The 16,304-nt window shown below is 69.5% G+C and carries 14 protein-coding genes; 4 read left to right on the top strand and 10 right to left on the bottom strand.

The annotated features are described in order from the left end of the window. Positions 1–207: 207 nt before the first annotated feature. The 4 genes from ABZ664_RS10885 to ABZ664_RS10870 all read right to left on the bottom strand — a co-directional run bounded on the left by ABZ664_RS10885 (position 208) and on the right by ABZ664_RS10870 (position 2,980). The gene (locus ABZ664_RS10885; protein WP_362506394.1) at positions 208–483 is read right to left on the bottom strand and encodes a hypothetical protein; all 276 of its coding nucleotides are present in this window, start codon (positions 481–483) and stop codon (positions 208–210) included. Between the two features lie 240 nt (positions 484–723). Continuing rightward, positions 724–1,497 carry an ABC transporter permease subunit gene (locus ABZ664_RS10880; protein ID WP_362506391.1) on the bottom strand — a complete coding sequence of 258 codons (774 nt, stop codon included), beginning with the start codon at positions 1,495–1,497 and terminating at the stop codon, positions 724–726. Next, on the bottom strand, positions 1,494–2,255 hold the full coding sequence (locus ABZ664_RS10875) for an ABC transporter permease (RefSeq protein ID WP_362506388.1): 762 nt from the start codon (positions 2,253–2,255) through the stop codon (positions 1,494–1,496). The genes ABZ664_RS10880 and ABZ664_RS10875 overlap by 4 nt, the downstream gene beginning before the upstream one ends. After that, entirely contained in the window at positions 2,255–2,980 is a 726-nt protein-coding gene (locus ABZ664_RS10870) for an ATP-binding cassette domain-containing protein (RefSeq protein WP_362506385.1), read from the bottom strand. The genes ABZ664_RS10875 and ABZ664_RS10870 overlap by 1 nt, the downstream gene beginning before the upstream one ends. Positions 2,981–3,179: 199 nt before the next feature. Here ABZ664_RS10870 and ABZ664_RS10865 point away from each other — a divergent pair, with 199 nt between their 5' ends. Then, positions 3,180–4,055 carry a histidine kinase gene (locus tag ABZ664_RS10865; protein WP_362506382.1) on the top strand — a complete coding sequence of 292 codons (876 nt, stop codon included), beginning with the start codon at positions 3,180–3,182 and terminating at the stop codon, positions 4,053–4,055. Beyond that, on the top strand, positions 4,052–4,744 hold the full coding sequence (locus tag ABZ664_RS10860; protein ID WP_362506379.1) for a response regulator transcription factor: 693 nt from the start codon (positions 4,052–4,054) through the stop codon (positions 4,742–4,744). Before ABZ664_RS10865 ends, ABZ664_RS10860 begins: the two co-directional genes overlap by 4 nt. Before the next feature lie 109 nt (positions 4,745–4,853). On the opposite strand, the gene ABZ664_RS10855 is transcribed toward ABZ664_RS10860, so the two are convergent. From ABZ664_RS10855 to ABZ664_RS10830, 6 genes are all read right to left on the bottom strand, one after another. Beyond that, positions 4,854–6,683, bottom strand: coding sequence for an alpha-galactosidase (locus tag ABZ664_RS10855; RefSeq protein WP_362506376.1), 1,830 nt, complete (start codon positions 6,681–6,683; stop codon positions 4,854–4,856). Between the two features lie 46 nt (positions 6,684–6,729). Next, a complete protein-coding gene (locus tag ABZ664_RS10850) occupies positions 6,730–8,271 on the bottom strand; it encodes an arabinofuranosidase catalytic domain-containing protein (RefSeq protein WP_362506373.1) in 1,542 nt (513 codons plus the stop codon). A 165-nt stretch (positions 8,272–8,436) separates the two neighbouring features. Next, positions 8,437–9,891, bottom strand: a complete 1,455-nt coding sequence (locus ABZ664_RS10845; RefSeq protein ID WP_362506370.1) for a hypothetical protein — start codon at positions 9,889–9,891, stop codon at positions 8,437–8,439. A 455-nt stretch (positions 9,892–10,346) separates the two neighbouring features. Continuing rightward, positions 10,347–12,035: a PQQ-dependent sugar dehydrogenase gene (locus ABZ664_RS10840; protein ID WP_362506367.1), complete on the bottom strand. Its 1,689-nt coding sequence runs from the start codon at positions 12,033–12,035 to the stop codon at positions 10,347–10,349. 146 nt (positions 12,036–12,181) lie between these two features. Then, positions 12,182–14,008: an ABC transporter ATP-binding protein gene (locus ABZ664_RS10835; RefSeq protein ID WP_362506364.1), complete on the bottom strand. Its 1,827-nt coding sequence runs from the start codon at positions 14,006–14,008 to the stop codon at positions 12,182–12,184. Positions 14,009–14,269: 261 nt separating this feature from the next. Further along, complete coding sequence (locus tag ABZ664_RS10830) at positions 14,270–14,914, bottom strand: hypothetical protein (protein WP_362506361.1); 645 nt, start codon at positions 14,912–14,914, stop codon at positions 14,270–14,272. A 267-nt stretch (positions 14,915–15,181) separates the two neighbouring features. Here ABZ664_RS10830 and ABZ664_RS10825 point away from each other — a divergent pair, with 267 nt between their 5' ends. Further along, a complete protein-coding gene (locus ABZ664_RS10825; protein WP_350947093.1) occupies positions 15,182–15,322 on the top strand; it encodes a hypothetical protein in 141 nt (46 codons plus the stop codon). 281 nt (positions 15,323–15,603) lie between these two features. Next, positions 15,604–16,092 carry an Hsp20/alpha crystallin family protein gene (locus ABZ664_RS10820; RefSeq protein WP_362506358.1) on the top strand — a complete coding sequence of 163 codons (489 nt, stop codon included), beginning with the start codon at positions 15,604–15,606 and terminating at the stop codon, positions 16,090–16,092. Positions 16,093–16,304: the final 212 nt, after the last annotated feature.

The following is a 16,304-nucleotide window of genomic DNA, read 5'->3' as shown; positions in this document are numbered from 1 at the left end:
CCGGCTCGCCGTGCCGACACAACGAGCGGACGGACAGCGCTGCCCGCGATCGCACCGGTGTTCGCCGACCCCGGCATGTTCAAGGCGGGGTCGGCGAGGTTTCCCACTGCCCGCACTCGGCCTGCCGCGGAGTCGAGTCTTTCGGCACCCGCATCTCGGGCGCCTCAAGGGCTCGGGCTGAGGCTCGCCCGTCACGCCTGGTGAGGCTCAGGGGATGTACACCTCGTAGTAGTAGCCCGGCGTATAAATGCCCCTCCCGAACCAGTGACAGCCGACGAGCCCGCTGTACAGACCGCTCTGCGCGTCGACGTCGTAGTAGCTCTCGCATTCGGCCAGGGTGGGGAAGGGGCCCACCTTGTACCAGTCCGGTGTCGGCCAGCCCCCGCTGGCCGCGGCCGCGCTGGTCTGGATGGCGGTACCGGCCAGGACGCTGGCGCCCAGCGCCACGGCGAGGACGGCGGAACGCAGTCGGCGGATCTTCATCGTGGGCGACTCCTCACGTTCGGGAAGGAGAACACCTTCAGATGAGCATCGGCTATCGGGCTTGAGGAGATACCAGTTATCCATATTTCGGGTTGATGGAGCGTTCGTCGAGGCGGTTTCGCCTGACCTGAACACGTGAGCGCCCCGTCGGACTGAGCGGGCAGGACCGGAGCGGTGAGCGCGCCGGTGGTCCGGCGTGTCGGTCGCCCTGAGCGCGGACGGGGACGTCGTCCGGCCGGATCAGGCGTCTCGGCGTTCGAAGACGACGGCTGCGGTGGCGAGCGCGACGAGCGTCCAGGCAAGGACGAGTAGCGAGCCCTCCCACCGACCGAGCGACGTGCTGGTCTCCGCGCCCGCTGAGAGCCACATGCCGCGGCCCGCCGTGTCGGGCAGGTAGGCGGCGTAACCCATGTGATCCCGGACGTACGGGCCGACGATGAAGTAGTAGCCGAGCAGGACCGCGACGGCCGGGAGACTCCTCCTCGCGACGGTCGCGAGGGAGGAGGCGATCAACGTGGTGAGGACGAGGTAGGCGATCGCCCCCGCCGCGGCCTGCGCCGTTCGGCGACCGTCCATGGGGGCCGTCAGGTCCACCGGGGCGAGCTGGGCGATCACCACACCGGCGGCGACGGTCACGGCGGCGACCGGGACGGCCGCGAGGGCGAGAGCGAGTGCCTTGACGAGCTGCAGCTCGATCCGTCGGGGCATGCTCGTCAGGCTCGTTCTGATCTGGCCGCCACCGTACTCCGAGGTGGCGGCGAGGACGCCGAGGACGATGAAGCCTGCCTGCAGGTATCCGGTTGAGGCCAGGCCGAGGTCGAGTGCGGAGGTCGCGTCGCCTCGCCCCTGTTTCGCCGCGGCGACGAACGCGGCATCGAGGACGAGTGCCGCGCCCCAGGTCCCGAGCGCCGTCAGACACAGGGCGGGCAGGGTGAGCAGTTTGACGAACTCGGCGCGGAACGCGTCCATGACGATCTCACGGCGGGACCGTGCCTGCCCCGAGGTGACGGTCATGCGTCTCTCCGCCGGAACACGGCGACGCCGACGGCGAGTACCGCGATCACCCAGGACGTCATCACCAGGCCACCGGTCACCGGAGCGATCTGCACGGAGGATCTGAAGTCGCGGAGGAACATCCGTGCCCCGACCAGGTCCGGCAGATAGTTCGCGGCGTCGATCACGCGGGAGAGGAGGTAGGTGACCGACACGAGAGAGGTGTTCAGGATCAGCACCGTCAGCGGTATGACGCCGTTGCGGGTGAGGAGCGTGATGCCGTAGGCGAGCAGCGAGGTGAGCACCCAGTAGAGGACGACCCCGAGCGCGCGCGGAGCGGTGTCGGCGGTGAGCGATGTGGCGTGGTCGCCGAGGACGACCCGGGTGACGGTGAGGGTCACCGCGGTCGTGACCGTCGCCAGCACGGCCACCGTCAGGACCAGCGCCGTGGTCTTCGCGGCGAGGAGCCGGGTGCGGGAGGGTACGGCGGTCAGACTCGTGGTGACCTGGCGGGTGCCGGCCGACTCCTCTCCCTCGGTCAGGTACTCGCTGCTGATGGCGACCACGCCGAGGATGATCGCGCCGAGGACGCCGAACGCGAGTTCCTGGTATCCGGCGTCGCCGCCGGGAACGGCCCCGGTGCCGTTCTCGATCGCCCGCACGGCCGTGGACGCGTTGAGGAAGGCGATCGCCGGTGACACGACGAGGCCGATCACGAAGGCGATCCAGGCCGACGGTAACCCGAGGAGCTTGAGCAACTCCGCGCCTGCGATCCGCACTACCGACCTCCCGGCGTCGCGTCGCCGGATCCCGCCGAGGTCAGCGCGAAGAAGGCGTCCTCAAGGGTTCGGTGGTCGCCGGTGACCTCGGCCAGGGTGCCCCGGCTCACGATTCGCCCCCTGTCGATGACGACGACGTCGTCGACGGTCTCGGCGAGTTCGCCCATGAGATGGCTCGACAGCAGGACGGTCCGGCCCGCGGCGGCGCGATCGCGCAGGAACTGCCGCATCCATCGGATGCCTCCGGGGTCGAGCCCGTTGATCGGCTCGTCCAGCACCAGCACCTCCGGGTCGCCCAGCAGAGCCGCCGCGAGACCCAGACGTCGCCCCATGCCGAGCGAGTACCCGCTCACACGCTTTCCCGCGGCCTCCGTCAGGCCGACGACGGCGAGAACCTCGTCGACCCGCCCACGGGGCAGACCGTTACTCGCGGCCACCCATCGCAGGTGGGCCCGCCCCGTCCGTGAACGGTGTGCTCCGCTCCCGTCGAGCAGCGCGCCCACGGTGGTCAAGGGGCGGTTCAATTGGGCGAAAGGCCGGCCGCACACGAGCGCGACGCCCTCCTGCGCCCGATCCAGACCCAGGAGGATCCGGAGCGTCGAGGACTTTCCCGCCCCGTTCGGGCCGAGGAAGCCCGTCACGCGGCCCGGCCGGGCCTCGAAACCGACGTCGGACAGGATCCGGGTGCTTCCCCGTCGTTTGCTGACGTGTTCGACAGTGATCATTCAACCCTCGCGTGAGTCGTGGTGAGGCGATCAGTCAACCGGGCGGCGGCCGTCCCCACATCGGACGTCGGATCGAAACCCGGCGGCACGTCTCGGACCGCGGACCGTCAGACTCAGGGCTGAGATCAGGCAGGGGACACCGGCGTCGCTTTCCCGCGCTCTGGCAAGGGCTTCGGGTCAGGCGCCTAGGATGACGGTGATGAATACGCTTCAGCGGCCCGTATGGCGTTCACACGCCGGGCTGGTCAGTGGCGTGGTGTTCGTCGTGCTGTTGGTGCTCCTTCTCGCGGCAGGAGCCGAAGGACCACTCGCCGGTGTCGTGCCCTCGGTGATCGCGGCGATCGCGATCGGCGTCGCGGTCTGGGCGGTCCGGCGGACGCGCGCCACCCGTGCCGACTACGAGGCGCGGCTCACCAGCTGGGCCGCCACGGAGGCGGTGCTGGCGGAGCGGATGCGGATCGCGCGGGACCTGCACGACATCGTCTCCCACGGTCTCGGGCTGATCACCGTTCGCGCCGCCGCGGTCCGTCAGGTCACGAACGCCGACGGGCGTGACGTCGCCGAGCTGCGGGAGGCCCTCGCGGACATCGAGGCGGCGGGCAGGCAGGCGACGGCCGAGTTGCGTCGCATGCTGACCGTGCTCCGCACATCCGGAGACTCCCGCGACGAGGAGGTTCCGCGCCTGCCCGTGGAGAGTCTCGAGCAGCTTCCCGCGATCGTCCGCGGTGCGGAGGTCACCGGCCTTCGTACCCGGCTGGACCTCGAACCGCTGGGCGAGGTCTCCCAGGGGGTCCAGGTCGCGATCTGTAAAACCGTGAGGGAGGCCTTGAACAACTCGGCGCGTCATGCCGGTCCCACCACCGTGTCGGTGCACCTCTACAGGGACGGGGGCACAGTGGTGGTCACGATCGCCGACAGCGGCCCCGACGGCCCCTGGTCGGCCAGGCCCGGCGCGGGCCACGGTCTGGCGGGACTTCGGGAACGCCTCTCAGGTCTCGGGGGCAGCCTCCACGCCGCGGACGTCGAAGGAGGCTTCCGGGTCGTCGCCCGGATCCCGGACGAGGTCGTCACGTGAACGACGGCGACCGCCCCGTCCGGGTGATGCTCGCCGATGACCAGCCCTTACTCCGCAGGAGTCTCGCGATGGTCATCGACAACGCGGCCGGCCTGGCCGTCGTCGGCGAGGCCGGCAACGGCGTGGAGGCGCTGGCCGTGGCGCGAGCGACCCGACCCGACGTGATCCTGATGGATGTGCGCATGCCCCGGCTCGACGGGCTCAAGGCCACCCGGGAGATCAGCGCCGACCCGGTGCTGGCGACGAGCAGAATTCTCGTGCTGAGCATGTTCGAGCTGGACGAGTACGTCTACGAAGCCCTTCACGCCGGTGCTTCGGGGTTTCTTCTCAAGGACACCGTGCCCGAGCACCTCATCGACGCGATCTGGCGCACCCATCGAGGGGAGTCCCTCTTCGCCCCGTCGATCCTCACCCGGCTCGTCGAGCATTACGTGATGACGCCGCGCTCGCACCCGCGCCCGCCGGTGGGACGGTTGACCGGCAGGGAGGTCGAGGTGCTCACCCTCGTCGGGCGGGGCCTGTCGAACGATGAGATCGCCGCCCGGCTCACGATATCCGTCAAAACCGTCAAGACGCATATCTCTCACCTGCTCGCCAAAGCCGACGCGCGTGACAGAGCGCAGCTCGTCATCGCCGCGTTCGACGCGGGACTGGTGCGACCGCGCGGACACACCGGAAACATCCGCTGAACTCCGCACCCGTTCCTTCTCCTCCCTTCCTCGGAGGTCGCTCCGGCCTCGGGGGCGGGACGACGGTCGTCGTCCCGCCCCCGAGATCTGATGGCTCACTCGCCCACGGTCACACCTGGGTGCGCAGCCACTGCTGGTTGGTGCCGGTGCCGCAGGTCCACTGCACGACCTGGACTCCGTCGGCGGTGCCGGCGTTCAGCACGTCGAGGCACTTGTCGCTGTGGCGGGCGACGAGCCGCACGTAACCGTTGCCGGCGTCCTGGAATCGCCACTGCTGGTTGGTGCCTCCGTTGCAGGCCCACTGGACCACTCGGGCGCCGTTCGCGGTCGCGGTGGCGCCGCCGTACACGTCGAGGCACTTGCCGCTGCTGACGCTCGTCACCGTGTAGTAGCCGCCACCGGCGTCCTGGAAGCGCCAGCGCTGGTTCGCCTGCCCGTTCGCCGTCCACTGCACGATGTTCGCGCCGTCGGTCGTCGCGGCGTTGTTGACGTCCAGCGACTTCGAGCTGTGCCGCGCGGTCATCGTGTAGGTGGTCGGTGTCGGGGTGGTGGTCTGGGGAGCCAGCCGGTAGAGCCCGGAGCCGTGCGGGGGCAGTGAACGGGTGAACGTCCCGGTCGAGGTGCCGAGGTTCGCGCCGGACCACAGGTCGGTCACGACGGCCGAGCCGATGCCGAGGTCGGCGAGGTTCACCGACACGTTGGCCGTCGCGCTCTCGCGGTTGAACAGGGCGACGTAGCGGTGGTCGCTGTCCGGCACGTTGGCGGTCCACACCTGCCGGGTCCCTCCGTAGAGCCGGCGGTTGTCGGTGCTGTGCTGGTCGACCGCGAGCACCGCGGAGTTGGTCATCAACGCCAGCTCCGCCGGCCTGTTCTCGACGAGGTTGCCGCCCCACATCAGCGGCGCCCGGTTGATCGCCCACAGGGTCATGAGCGTGCGTTGCTCGTCGGCGGTGAGGTTGGAGTATCGCGGTGAGCCGACCGGGCCGTACTTCGACAGCCGCCCGATCGGGATCATGTCCGGATCGGGCCACGCTCCCTTCGCCCGGTGCGGTGTCCAGTTGTGCAACTGGTCGAACAACGCGTCGAGAGCCGGCCAGTTGTCCCACAGGTCGTTCACGATCCGCCACATGTGCGCGTTCGCCCGCACGTGCGATCCGCCGGCCAGCGGGGTCGCACCGGGCGACAGGCTCAGCACCATCGGGCGACCGCTGCGCTGGATCGCGAGCCGGTACCCCTCGACCTCCGCCTGCCGGTACGTCGGCGCGGCGATGTCGTCCACCTTCACGAAGTCGACCCCCCAGGAGGCGAGCAACTGGAACACCGAGTCGAGGTACGCCTGCGCGCAGGGGTTGGACATGTCCAGACCCCACATGAGGTTGAGCCAGGCCGCAGTGGTGCCGTTGTCGATCTGGTTGGCGCGGCAGTCGGTGCCGAGGATCGGCACGTTGTCGGCGACCGCCTGCCGGGGAATACCTCGCATCAGGTGCACGCCGAACTTCAGTCCCTGGGCGTGCACGTAGTCGGCGAGCGGCTTGAATCCGTTGGTGCCGGCCGCCGAGGGGAACCGGGTGGTGTCGGGCAGCAACCGCCCGTTGGCGTCCATCCGGAGCCGGGGTTGCAGGTTGGCGTCCTGGTTGGGGCTGCCGGTGTGCTGGCCGGGGTAATACCACGCCCAGTCGATGACGACGTACTGCCAGCCGTGCTGCCGCAGGTTCGCGCCCATGTAGTCGGCGTTGGCCCGGACGTCGGCCTCGGTGACCCTCCAGTTGAACGAGTCGTAGCTGTTCCATCCCATCGGTGGGGTGTCGGCGACACCGTTGTCCCACATCTGCATCCTTTCCGCCGAACCGCTGCCGGCCAGATTCACCGCGAGCAGGAGCGTCGCGGTGATCAGGATGGCCGCCCTACGGAGTATCGGATGGACCGTGCGGTTGCTCATCAGACCTCCAAAAAGACCTGGGGAACCCTTACCGCTCTGTGCCCGGTCAGCGATAGCCGGCGGACACCACGCTGGCCTGTACCGCGTTCTCGGTCGCGTCGGACGGGTAGCCGGCGACCATGGCCCCTTCGTAGAAGGTGCCCGCACTCAGGTTCGCACCGCCGTCGGGCTTGCAACAGTCTCCGCCGCTGCCCAGGATGATCGCGCCCTGCTTCTTCATCGGGCTGTATCCGGGCGGGAGCGCGCCGTCCCACAGCGTGTAGAGGCTGCCGGACTGGGCGTTGCTACCCTTGATCGCGAAGCGCGTGGTGCCGTTGTTCTTCAGGGTCGCGGTGACGAACTTGCTGTTGAAGGCGCGCTGGTTCGGGTTCCAGCTCTGGCTGCCACCGGGGAAGAGGCCCCATTCGAGGTCGGCCTGCACCCAGGGCCCCGTGCCGGAGCAGCCGCCGAACCAGCACTGGGTGCTGAAGTTGATGGCGTCCATCGCCCCGGCGGCGTCGGCCTTCCTCGTCGTCTCGCTGTTGCCGTAGTCGAAGCAGCAGCCGTTGTTGACGTGGGTACCGCTGGTCACCATGTACATGCCCTCGGGGGCGGCACCGGTCGGCACGCCGGTGAGGTGTCCGTCCCGCCAGTAGCTGTTGCCGGGGTTGATGTAGAGCGAGTACGCTTTCGCGCCGCCCACGGTGAGGGACTCCGAGGTCGCGATCGCCGGCCTGCTCTGCGGCGAGCCGGGAACCACGCTCGATCCCTGGTACCAGAGGTCGTTGCCCCGTCCTGACTGGTCGAAGACGACCGTCACCACGCAGGTCGTGCCGGTGCAGAACGAGTCCTGCGTCGCGGCGTTGGCGGTGCCGCCCGCGGCCAGCAGGCCGATGTTGCGGGTCGTGTTGTCCGACGAGCGGCGGACCTGGTACAGGTTGCCGGCGTACGCCGAGTAGAGCGCCCGCGTCGTGCTGTGGGCCGCCACGCACGGGGTGCCGCCGGAGGCGTAGATGTCACATGGGCGCGCGCCGGGCGGCGGTGGCGTCGGAGTCAAAGTCGGCGTCGGTGTCGGAGTGGTGGGCGAGGCCCACTGCTGGTTGGTGCCGCCGTGGCACGCCCACAGGAGGATCTTGGTGCCGTTCGCGGTGCCGGCGCCGTTGGCGTCGAGGCACAGGCCGGACTGCACGCCGGTGATGGTGCCGTTGGCGTTGACGTTCCACTGCTGGTTGGTCTGGCCGTTGCAGTCCCAGATCACCGCCGTGGTGCCGTTCGCGGTGCCCCGGCCGTAGGCGTCCAGGCACTTGTTGCCGTAGACCATGAGCTGCTTGCTCGACGTCCAGGTCCAGATCTGGCCGGCGCCGCCGTTGCAGTCCCACAGCTGTGCCTGGGTGCCGTTGACGGTGCTGGAGTTGGGGACCTCGAGACAGCGGCCGGACGCGGTGCCCACGATTCTGGTGCTCTGCCCCGGCTCGATGGCGGCCGCCGACGCCGAGGCGGCTGCCTCAGCCGGAGCCTGGGTGCCGGGGGTGGCGCCGCCGACGATGAGGACGCCGGTGAGCACGCCGGCCAGGGCGCTCAGCAGCCGGAGGCGACGGCGTCGGGGCATGGGATCGCGGACCTGCCCTGACCTGCTGGGTAACGGGTTTCGCACGGTGTTACTCCTGTTCCGTTGTGAAAAAGCGAGGACCTGCGGATGTTCCATGGCGATGGTGTGGTCGAGGCGATTCGACAGCACCGTCATCGTGCTGACGGTGACTCCGGCCCGCCAGGCTCACCGACGGTGGGCGAGTGGGGTCCACGGTGTCGCGTCCGGGCGGGAGTGCTGGGCGACCGCCACCGACTGGAAGCCGCCGTCCGAGGGCGGCAGCAGGGTGATGGTGTAGGTGTCGGTCTGGTTGCCGTACGGCAGGGTCACCGTGACGTTGTTGTTCGACAGGTTCACCACGTTGTTCGAGACCGTGATCGGGCCCTGCACCGCGCCGCCGCCGTTGTACGGGATGCGTTGCGTGAGGACACGCACCTGGTTGTTCTGCACGATGCCGCTGGTGGTGTCCAGGCGCTGCAGGTTCACGGTCAGGTTTCCGGTGGTGCGACCGCCACCGACCAGTACCTTCGCGACCCCGCCTGCCTTGGTGGCGTGCGCGTCGTACGACGGGCCGGCGGTCACCGAGACGACCTGCCCGGTCTGCGAGGCGTAGTAGCGGTAGGCCCACCACTCGCCCTTGGGCTGGTGCCGGCCGGCCGAGTCGCGGACCAGCAGGTTGGCGAGGTCGTTGTGCAGGTTGCCGCCACCGGCCCAGTTCGCCCGCAGGCCGTCCGTGCGGGCCCGCTCCAGCCGTGCGATGTACCAGGCGCCGTCGGCGGGGTTCTGCTCCTCGGGCGCGCCGTACTCGTTGATCTGGTACGGCCGGGGGTGCGGGATGCCGCGCGGGTCGAGGGTGGCGTTGGCGGCGGCGACGTTGGCGACCGGGTCGCCGGGTAGCGAGTGCCAGCTGATGATGTCCGGCACCGTGTCGGTCGAGCGGACGAAGTCCAGGTACTGGTTCCAGAAGGTGTGCGTGGTGGACGGGACGCAGGCACAGCTCGGGCCGACGATGAGCTGGCTGGGGAACTCCGCCCGGATGCGCTGGTAGGTGCGGCGCCACAGTTCGAGGTACTGGGAGATCGGGCGGTTCCAGAACAGGGTGATGTTGGGTTCGTTCCAGATGTCCCACTGCACGCTCAGCCCGGAGGCCCGGACGTCGTTGACGAGGCGGTTCAGGAAGTTGTCGTAGTCGGTCCAGTTGCCGTTGTCGCCGGGGAAGCGGGAGATCCCGGCGCCGTCCGCCCCCCACAGGTCGTGCGGCAGGAGGATGAACTGACCGCCGAGGGCGATGGTCCTGCGCGCCTGGGCGAGGGTGGAGTTCCACCGGCGGTCGTAGGTTTCGCCGACCCAGCCACTCCCGGGGAGCTGCGCGCCACCGGCGCGCATGAAACGGAAGTTGACGTCGCGGAAGAAGTGGTCGGCCGGTCCGACGGCGTTCTCCGGCATGCCGTAGATCCAGCCGGAGGCGCGGTAGGTCGGCGCACCGCTGGTGGTGGAGAAGTCGACGGTGATCGACTCGTCGGCGGCCTGGGCCGGGGAACCGGTGACGGTCACGGAGGCGACCGTGACGAGCAGGCCGACCGCGAGGCGGGTGACGAGCGCACGGGCTCGTCGCGGCCTGCCGCGGGAGGGGGATTTCACGGGCGGCTCCTTGCAGGGCGTTGGGGGGGACGCTCTTCGGAGGGCTGCACTTGCGAACCGATTCGAAAGGATCGTAGGACCGGTCACTGAAGCGTGTCAATGAAGTGACGGTTCGGTGACATCGATGTTTCGTTGAATACGGCCTTTCGCGTGGTGGAGGCCTTCACTGTCTCCGGTGGACGGGCCGCGTCCGCCCTGCTTGATTCATCGAATCGATTCGCTTCACGCCGAGGATCGGCGTCCGCCCCGCGCATCCCGCCCGACGATCTACGCGAAGTGAGGCGGCGGATGACGGGGCGCGGCCGTCGGCGGCCGAGGCCCCGGTCGAACACGAACCGAACCGCACCCGCCTCGCACGGCGATGCGAGGCGGGTGCGCGTGCCCACTGGGATTGGCGCGCCACCGGGGGACCGATTCCCCGGTGGCGCGCCGGCTCTCTCAGCCGAGGGCGGGACTCAGGGGCTTGTGCACTGGTAGCCGGACGGTGTCTGGGTGTTGCCGTTGGAGCGGCTCGCCTGGAAACCGAAGGTGGTGCTCTGGCCCGGGCCGAGCGCGCCGTTGTGCCCGGCGCTCCTCGCCGTGACGGTCTGCCCGCTCACGGTCAGCGTGGCGTTCCACGAACCGGTGACGGCGTGGCCGCTCGGCAGCGTGAAGGTCACCGTCCAGCCGTTGGTCGCGGACGTGCCGGTGTTGGTGACCGTGACCGGCTGGATCACGTACCCGTTCGACCACTGCGTCTGGACGGTCCCCGTCACCGAGCATCCGCCGGGGCCCCCGCCACCCGGGGTGGTGGTGACCGTCACCGTGTTCGACACCGGCGAGAGGTTGCCCGCCGCGTCGCGGGCCCGGACCTGGTAGCGGTAGGTGGTGTTCGCGGTGAGCCCGGTCTCGGCGTACGAGGTGGTGGCCGAGGTCCCCACCTGCGTGAAGGTGCCACCGGACGCGCCCGGCGCGCGCAGGATGTCGTATCCGGTCACGCCCACGTTGTCGGTGGAGGCGGTCCAGGCCAGGGTGGTGCCGGTGGAGGTCGTCCCCGACGCGGCGAGGCCGGCCGGCGCGGTCGGCGGGGTGGTGTCGCCCCCGGTGGTGGCCGGTGGGACGCGGACGATGCGGTCGTCCTGCGCCGCCGGGGTGCCGCGGCCGTCCCGGTTGCTGGTCGCCACCCAGAGCCAGCCGTCCGGACCGACCGCGACCGTGCGGAGCCGCCCGTAGGCGGACTGGAACTCGGCCAGCGGCGTGCCGGGTGTGCCGGCGCCGCTCAGCGGCACCGTCCAGAGCCGCTGGCCGCGCAGCGCGGCGACGAAGAGGGTGTCGTTGGCCCAGGCCAGCCCGCTCGGCGACGCCTCTGCGGTCGTCCACGTGACGATCGGGTCGCGGAAGGAGGGGTTGTTGCAGGTGCCCTCGCACGTCGGCCAGCCGTAGTTGGAGCCCGCGACGATCTGGTTGATCTCGTCCCGGGTGTTCTGTCCGAGTTCGGCGGCGTACATTCTGCCCTGGGAGTCCCAGGTCAGGCCCTGGACGTTGCGGTGGCCGTAGGTCCAGACGCGGGAGCCTGCGATCGGATTGCCCGCGGGCACGCCTCCGGTGGGTGTCATCCGCAGGATCTTCCCGGCGAGGCTGTTGACGTTCTGCGCGTTGGCGGTGTTGCCGGCGTCGCCGGTCGCCACGTAGAGCATGCCGTCGGGCCCGAAGGCGATGCGACCGCCGTCGTGGATGGTGGCGCTCGGCACCCCCGAGAGGATCACCGTCTGCGTCTGTGGCGCGGTCAGTTGCAGCCTGACCAGGCGGTTGTCCCCGGCGGTGCTGGTGAAGTACGCGTACACCCAGCCGTCCTGGGCGTAGGTGGGCGACACGGCGATGCCGAGCAGGCCGCTCTCACCCGAGGCGCTCACCCCGCTGACGGTGGCGACCGCCGTGGGCGTCTGGTCCGGCCGCACCCGCAGGATGCGTCCGGTGTTGCGTTCTGACACCAGCGCGCTGCCGTCCGGCAGGAACGCCAGACCCCAGGGAACCTGGAGGCCCGTGACGGAGACCTGCGCCCGGGAGAAGTCGAAGCCGCCCACCACCTGGGCGCGGGCCTCGGGAGCGGTGACGACCAGCGCGAGCAGAGCCAGAATCAGGGCCGGTATGACGCGGGCGCGCATGATGGCCTCCTTGACCGGATTACTTTACGTATGTCAGCACCGTAGGCACGCGGGCCGCGGAACCTCAAACACCGTGATCGATCCGCCCTGACACTCTGGGATTACGGCGTCACACCGGTGAAAATTTCACGCGAACGGTGAAACTCTCAGCGGTGGACGGCGTCCGAGCCGTCCTCTTCGAGGAGGAAACCGCCGGACTGGTGGTGCCACAGGCGGGAGTACGGTCCCTGGGCCCGAAGGAGCTCGTGGTGGTCGCCCTGTTCCGCGATGCGCCCCTGGTCGAGGACGACGAGACGGTCCATGCGCACGACGGTGCTCAGCCGGTGCGCGACCACGAGGGCGGTGCGGTCGCGCATCAGGCTCCACAGGGCCTCCTGGATGAGAGTCTCGCTCTCGGAGTCCAGTGCGCTCGTGGCCTCGTCCAGCAGCAGGATCGGCGCGTCACGCAGGATGGCACGGGCGAGGGCGACGCGCTGCCGCTGGCCGCCGGAGAGTTTGACGCCGCGTTCCCCGACCAGCGTGTCGAAGCCGTTCGGCAGGGTCTCGGCGAACTCCGTGACGTGCGCCGCCCGCGCCACCCGGTGGATCTCGGCATCGGTGGCGCCCGGCCGGGCGAAGGCGATGTTGTCGCGTAACGACCGGTGGAACAGGGCGGGCTCCTGGGGGACGTAGGAGATCAGGCTGCGCAGGTCGGCCTGGCGGAGCCGGGTGATGTCCTGGCCGCCGATGAGGATCCGGCCTTCGTCGATGTCCATGAGACGTAGCAGCAGCCGGGTGAGGGTGGTCTTGCCGCCGCCCGACCGGCCCACGAGGCCGACCTTGGTGCCGGTGGGGATGTGCAGGTCCAGGCCGTCGAACAGAGGTGGGTTGCCGGAGTGCGCGAACGTCACCCGCTCGAACCGGACGCCGGCGTCGGCGGGGCGCAGCGGTTGCGGGTCCTTGGGGTCGACGACTCCCGGCGGTGTGAGGAGAAGCTCGGTGAACTGGGCGGACTCGGTGAGCACACTCTCCATGCGACGGTAGATCTGGTTGAACTCGAACATGATGTTGATCGAGGTCGTGTAGTAGCTGAACGTCACCACGATCGCCTCCACGCCCAGGCCACCGCGGAGGGTGATGGCGAGGAGCAGGCCGAGGGTGCTGGTGAGGATCGAGAGCGGGGCGATGACGGTGTCCACCCGGAGGTTGGCGTAGTCCCAGGAACGGAGCGTCAGCCCGCGCTGCTCGGCGACCCGCGCCCGGTGCTTCGCGGCCTCGCGCTCCTCGGCGGCGAACGCGCGGACCGTCTCCATGTTGGCCAGCACGTCGGCGATGTGCCCGGACACCCGCACCTTCGCGGCCTCACGCTGGTCCACCAGCCTCTGGCGACGGCGAATGAGCGGGGCGATGATGAGGCCCGTGACGACGATGAGGCCCAGGAGGACGAAGACCAGCAGCGGGTGATACCGCCACAGCACCACCGAGGCGAAGGCCAGCGGCACCACCTTGGCGATGATAGAGAAGGTGAGAGTGTCCACGAAGTTCTCGAACCCGCCGGAGAAGCTCAGCACCCGTTTGGTCAGCGAGCCGGCGAAGTTGTCGTGAAAGAACGCGGCGTCCTTGGCCAGCAGCCTGTCCATGGCCGTCACCCCGAGCCACTCGACACCCCGGGCGTCCGTACGGTTCAGGAAGTGGATACCCGCCCGCCACAGCACCTCCCCGGCGAGCAGCGTCGCGCCGAAGCCGAGTACGTACGGCATGAGGGCGGCGACGTCGTCCCCGCCCTCGGACAGGCGCCCCACGATCGCACCCACCGCCAGCGGGGCGAGATAGAACAGGCAGGTGTTTCCCAACGCGGGCAGGGTCAGCGCGGGTACGGCGACCCGCCACTGCCTCAGCAACTCCCGGTTGTAGTACCGCAGCGCCAGCAGAACGGCCGACCTCCGGGCGGACGGTCTGTCTTCCGGAGAATCGAGTGATCCCAGCACGGCCATCCGCCCCTCCGAACACCCTCGGCTATGGCAATGGTGACGCAGGGTGTCAGGAGGAGGCGAACGATTTTTCGCCGGCCGGATCGTCGGGGCTCCGCCGCCCCGGATGGGCGGCGGGTCCGAGGTTCTCGGGACGGTGGCCCCTCCCGGTCAAGTGCGTGCCGCCGTGGCCGGGAGGGCGGCGAGCGGGACTCGTGGGGGCCGAGCAGGTCAGGGGCTACCGAAGTCGTCCGCCGCGCTCCGGCCTTCAGACCGGGGAGCGCGTCAGTCGCCCGGTGGGGGATCAGGCCAGTACGGGACCGATCGCTCGGCGGCGGACACGATGGCCGCGCCGTCCAGGGTGGCGATGCTCAGCTCGATCCCGCCATCGGGCCACTCCACGCCGAGTTCGAAGGTCTCCGGGGGTGGTGAGGGCCAGAGCCACAGTCCTATGTTGAGGAAGATCCCTTCGTCGTTGTCGCCGCTGCGCAGGGACGTGCCTCCGAGCAGCCAGGAGAGCCGCGGAACCGATGGCGGATCTCGCGGGAGCCGTGCCAGGTCGAACCTCTGTCCGACGGTGGTGGCCTTGGTGCCGTCGGCGAAGCGGACGCCGAACCGCAGCAGGTTGTCCGGTAACCCGCGGGCGCTCACGCTGGAGATCATGTGGGGAAACACGGACATCTGGAGAGCCTGGAAGTCGTCGGGAGGCAGGGAACGCCGCCGCATGACGATCTCCACGTCCAACAGGCATCCGGTGCTGAACGCCCGGATCGTCGGCAGGGCGACGGCGACGTTCGGGGTGCGGGCGAGCAGCAGATCGCTGGTCATCGTCGCGCCCATCTCCTCGGCGGGCGGGGCGTACCAGGCGGGCGGCCCGAGGTCGGGCGGGCGGGTTGTTTCTTCCTGTGCCGATGGGGGCTCGAAGAACATGCTTTTACCATATGGAAAAATTTCGCGAACGCGGGGCGGGGAATCGCCGCGTTCGCCGGTGTTCGACCTCCTTCCGGGAGGACACGGGTCCATGGTCCAAAGATGGACAATCATCACTTTTGTCCTGAAATCACATATTTTGGGTATGTGGTGAGGAAAGACATCACCTCCCCGGGCCGGGCGGCGTGACCGCGGCCCTCGACGGCGCCGGGGGATTCGCGGCCGAGGACCGGCCGGAACCAATGATCAAGTGGAGGTCCACCCGTCATGAGCACGCATGTTCACGTCCGCCTCAATCGCGACATGACCGTGACCGAAGGGGGCGAGCTGCTCGTGCTGTCCCACTGCCGATGCGGTGCGACCTGGACCACGTCCTACCGGGCCGAGGAGGGGGAGCCCGAGAGGTGACCCGGTGGAGGTCGCCGGGGGCGCCGCCCGACGGGGCAGGTGGGGGCGGCGGCGAGTGTAGTCGCGACCTATGTCGGGTATCTGTCACTACGCGGTAGCGCTGTGCTACTGGCCGCGCGGGCCGTTGCCCTGCTGCGGCCGAGGCTCCTCGTGGGGGACGAGGTAGCCGATTCAAGCGTAAGCAGGGGGATGTCATGACATTGCCGATGAGGCGTACCAGAGGTGGTCACGTGCACGGGGTCGAGCCGCTCGCGGTACTGAGACGGGACCCTTTCGGGGACATGCAGGATCTGTTCCACCAGCTCGGACTGCTGACCCGGCAGACGGCCGAGGGCGAGGCGGAACGCCCGTGGATGCCGATCGCCGAGATCGACGAGATCGATGACGCCTACCTCGCCAGGCTGGAGATGCCCGGCATCGCACCCGAGGACGTCGAGATCTCCATCAACGGTCGCGAACTGTGCGTCAACGGCGAGGTCCACACGGAAGAGGGACGTTCCAACGCGCTGCGGGTTCGGACGGGACGATTCCACTTTCACACCTCACTCCCCTCCGACGTGGACCAGGAGGGCGTGGAGGCGTCAATGGACGAGGGGATCCTGACCCTGCGGATCCCCAAGGCCACGCAGGGACAGGGGCGACGCATCGAGGTCAGGGCCGGGCACTCCAAGGGACACTCGGAAAGTGGGCGTTCGGAAAGCGGCCGCTCCGGAGGACACTCTGAGGGCGGACGCTCCGGAGGGCGATCCGAAGGCGGACGGCGGTCCTGACGGCTTTCCGCGTCGAGTCCGAGTGTCGAGGCTCTCGGCGCCGTCTCCTGAAGCCCCGATGTCCCGACGCTCCGATGTCCCGACGTCCGTGGGGCCCGCACGACCGGCTGACCGGTCCACTCCCCACCAAACGCGCCGGCCGGGCGGCCCCCGCGGGCTGCGCCCGGGCCGCCCGCCCCGCCGCGCCCCACGCCACCACCCCGCCGAGGAGA

Source organism: Streptosporangium sp. NPDC006930 (assembly GCF_040635605.1).
GTDB lineage: Bacteria > Actinomycetota > Actinomycetes > Streptosporangiales > Streptosporangiaceae > Streptosporangium.
This window is presented reverse-complemented; position numbering and strand designations above follow the sequence as displayed.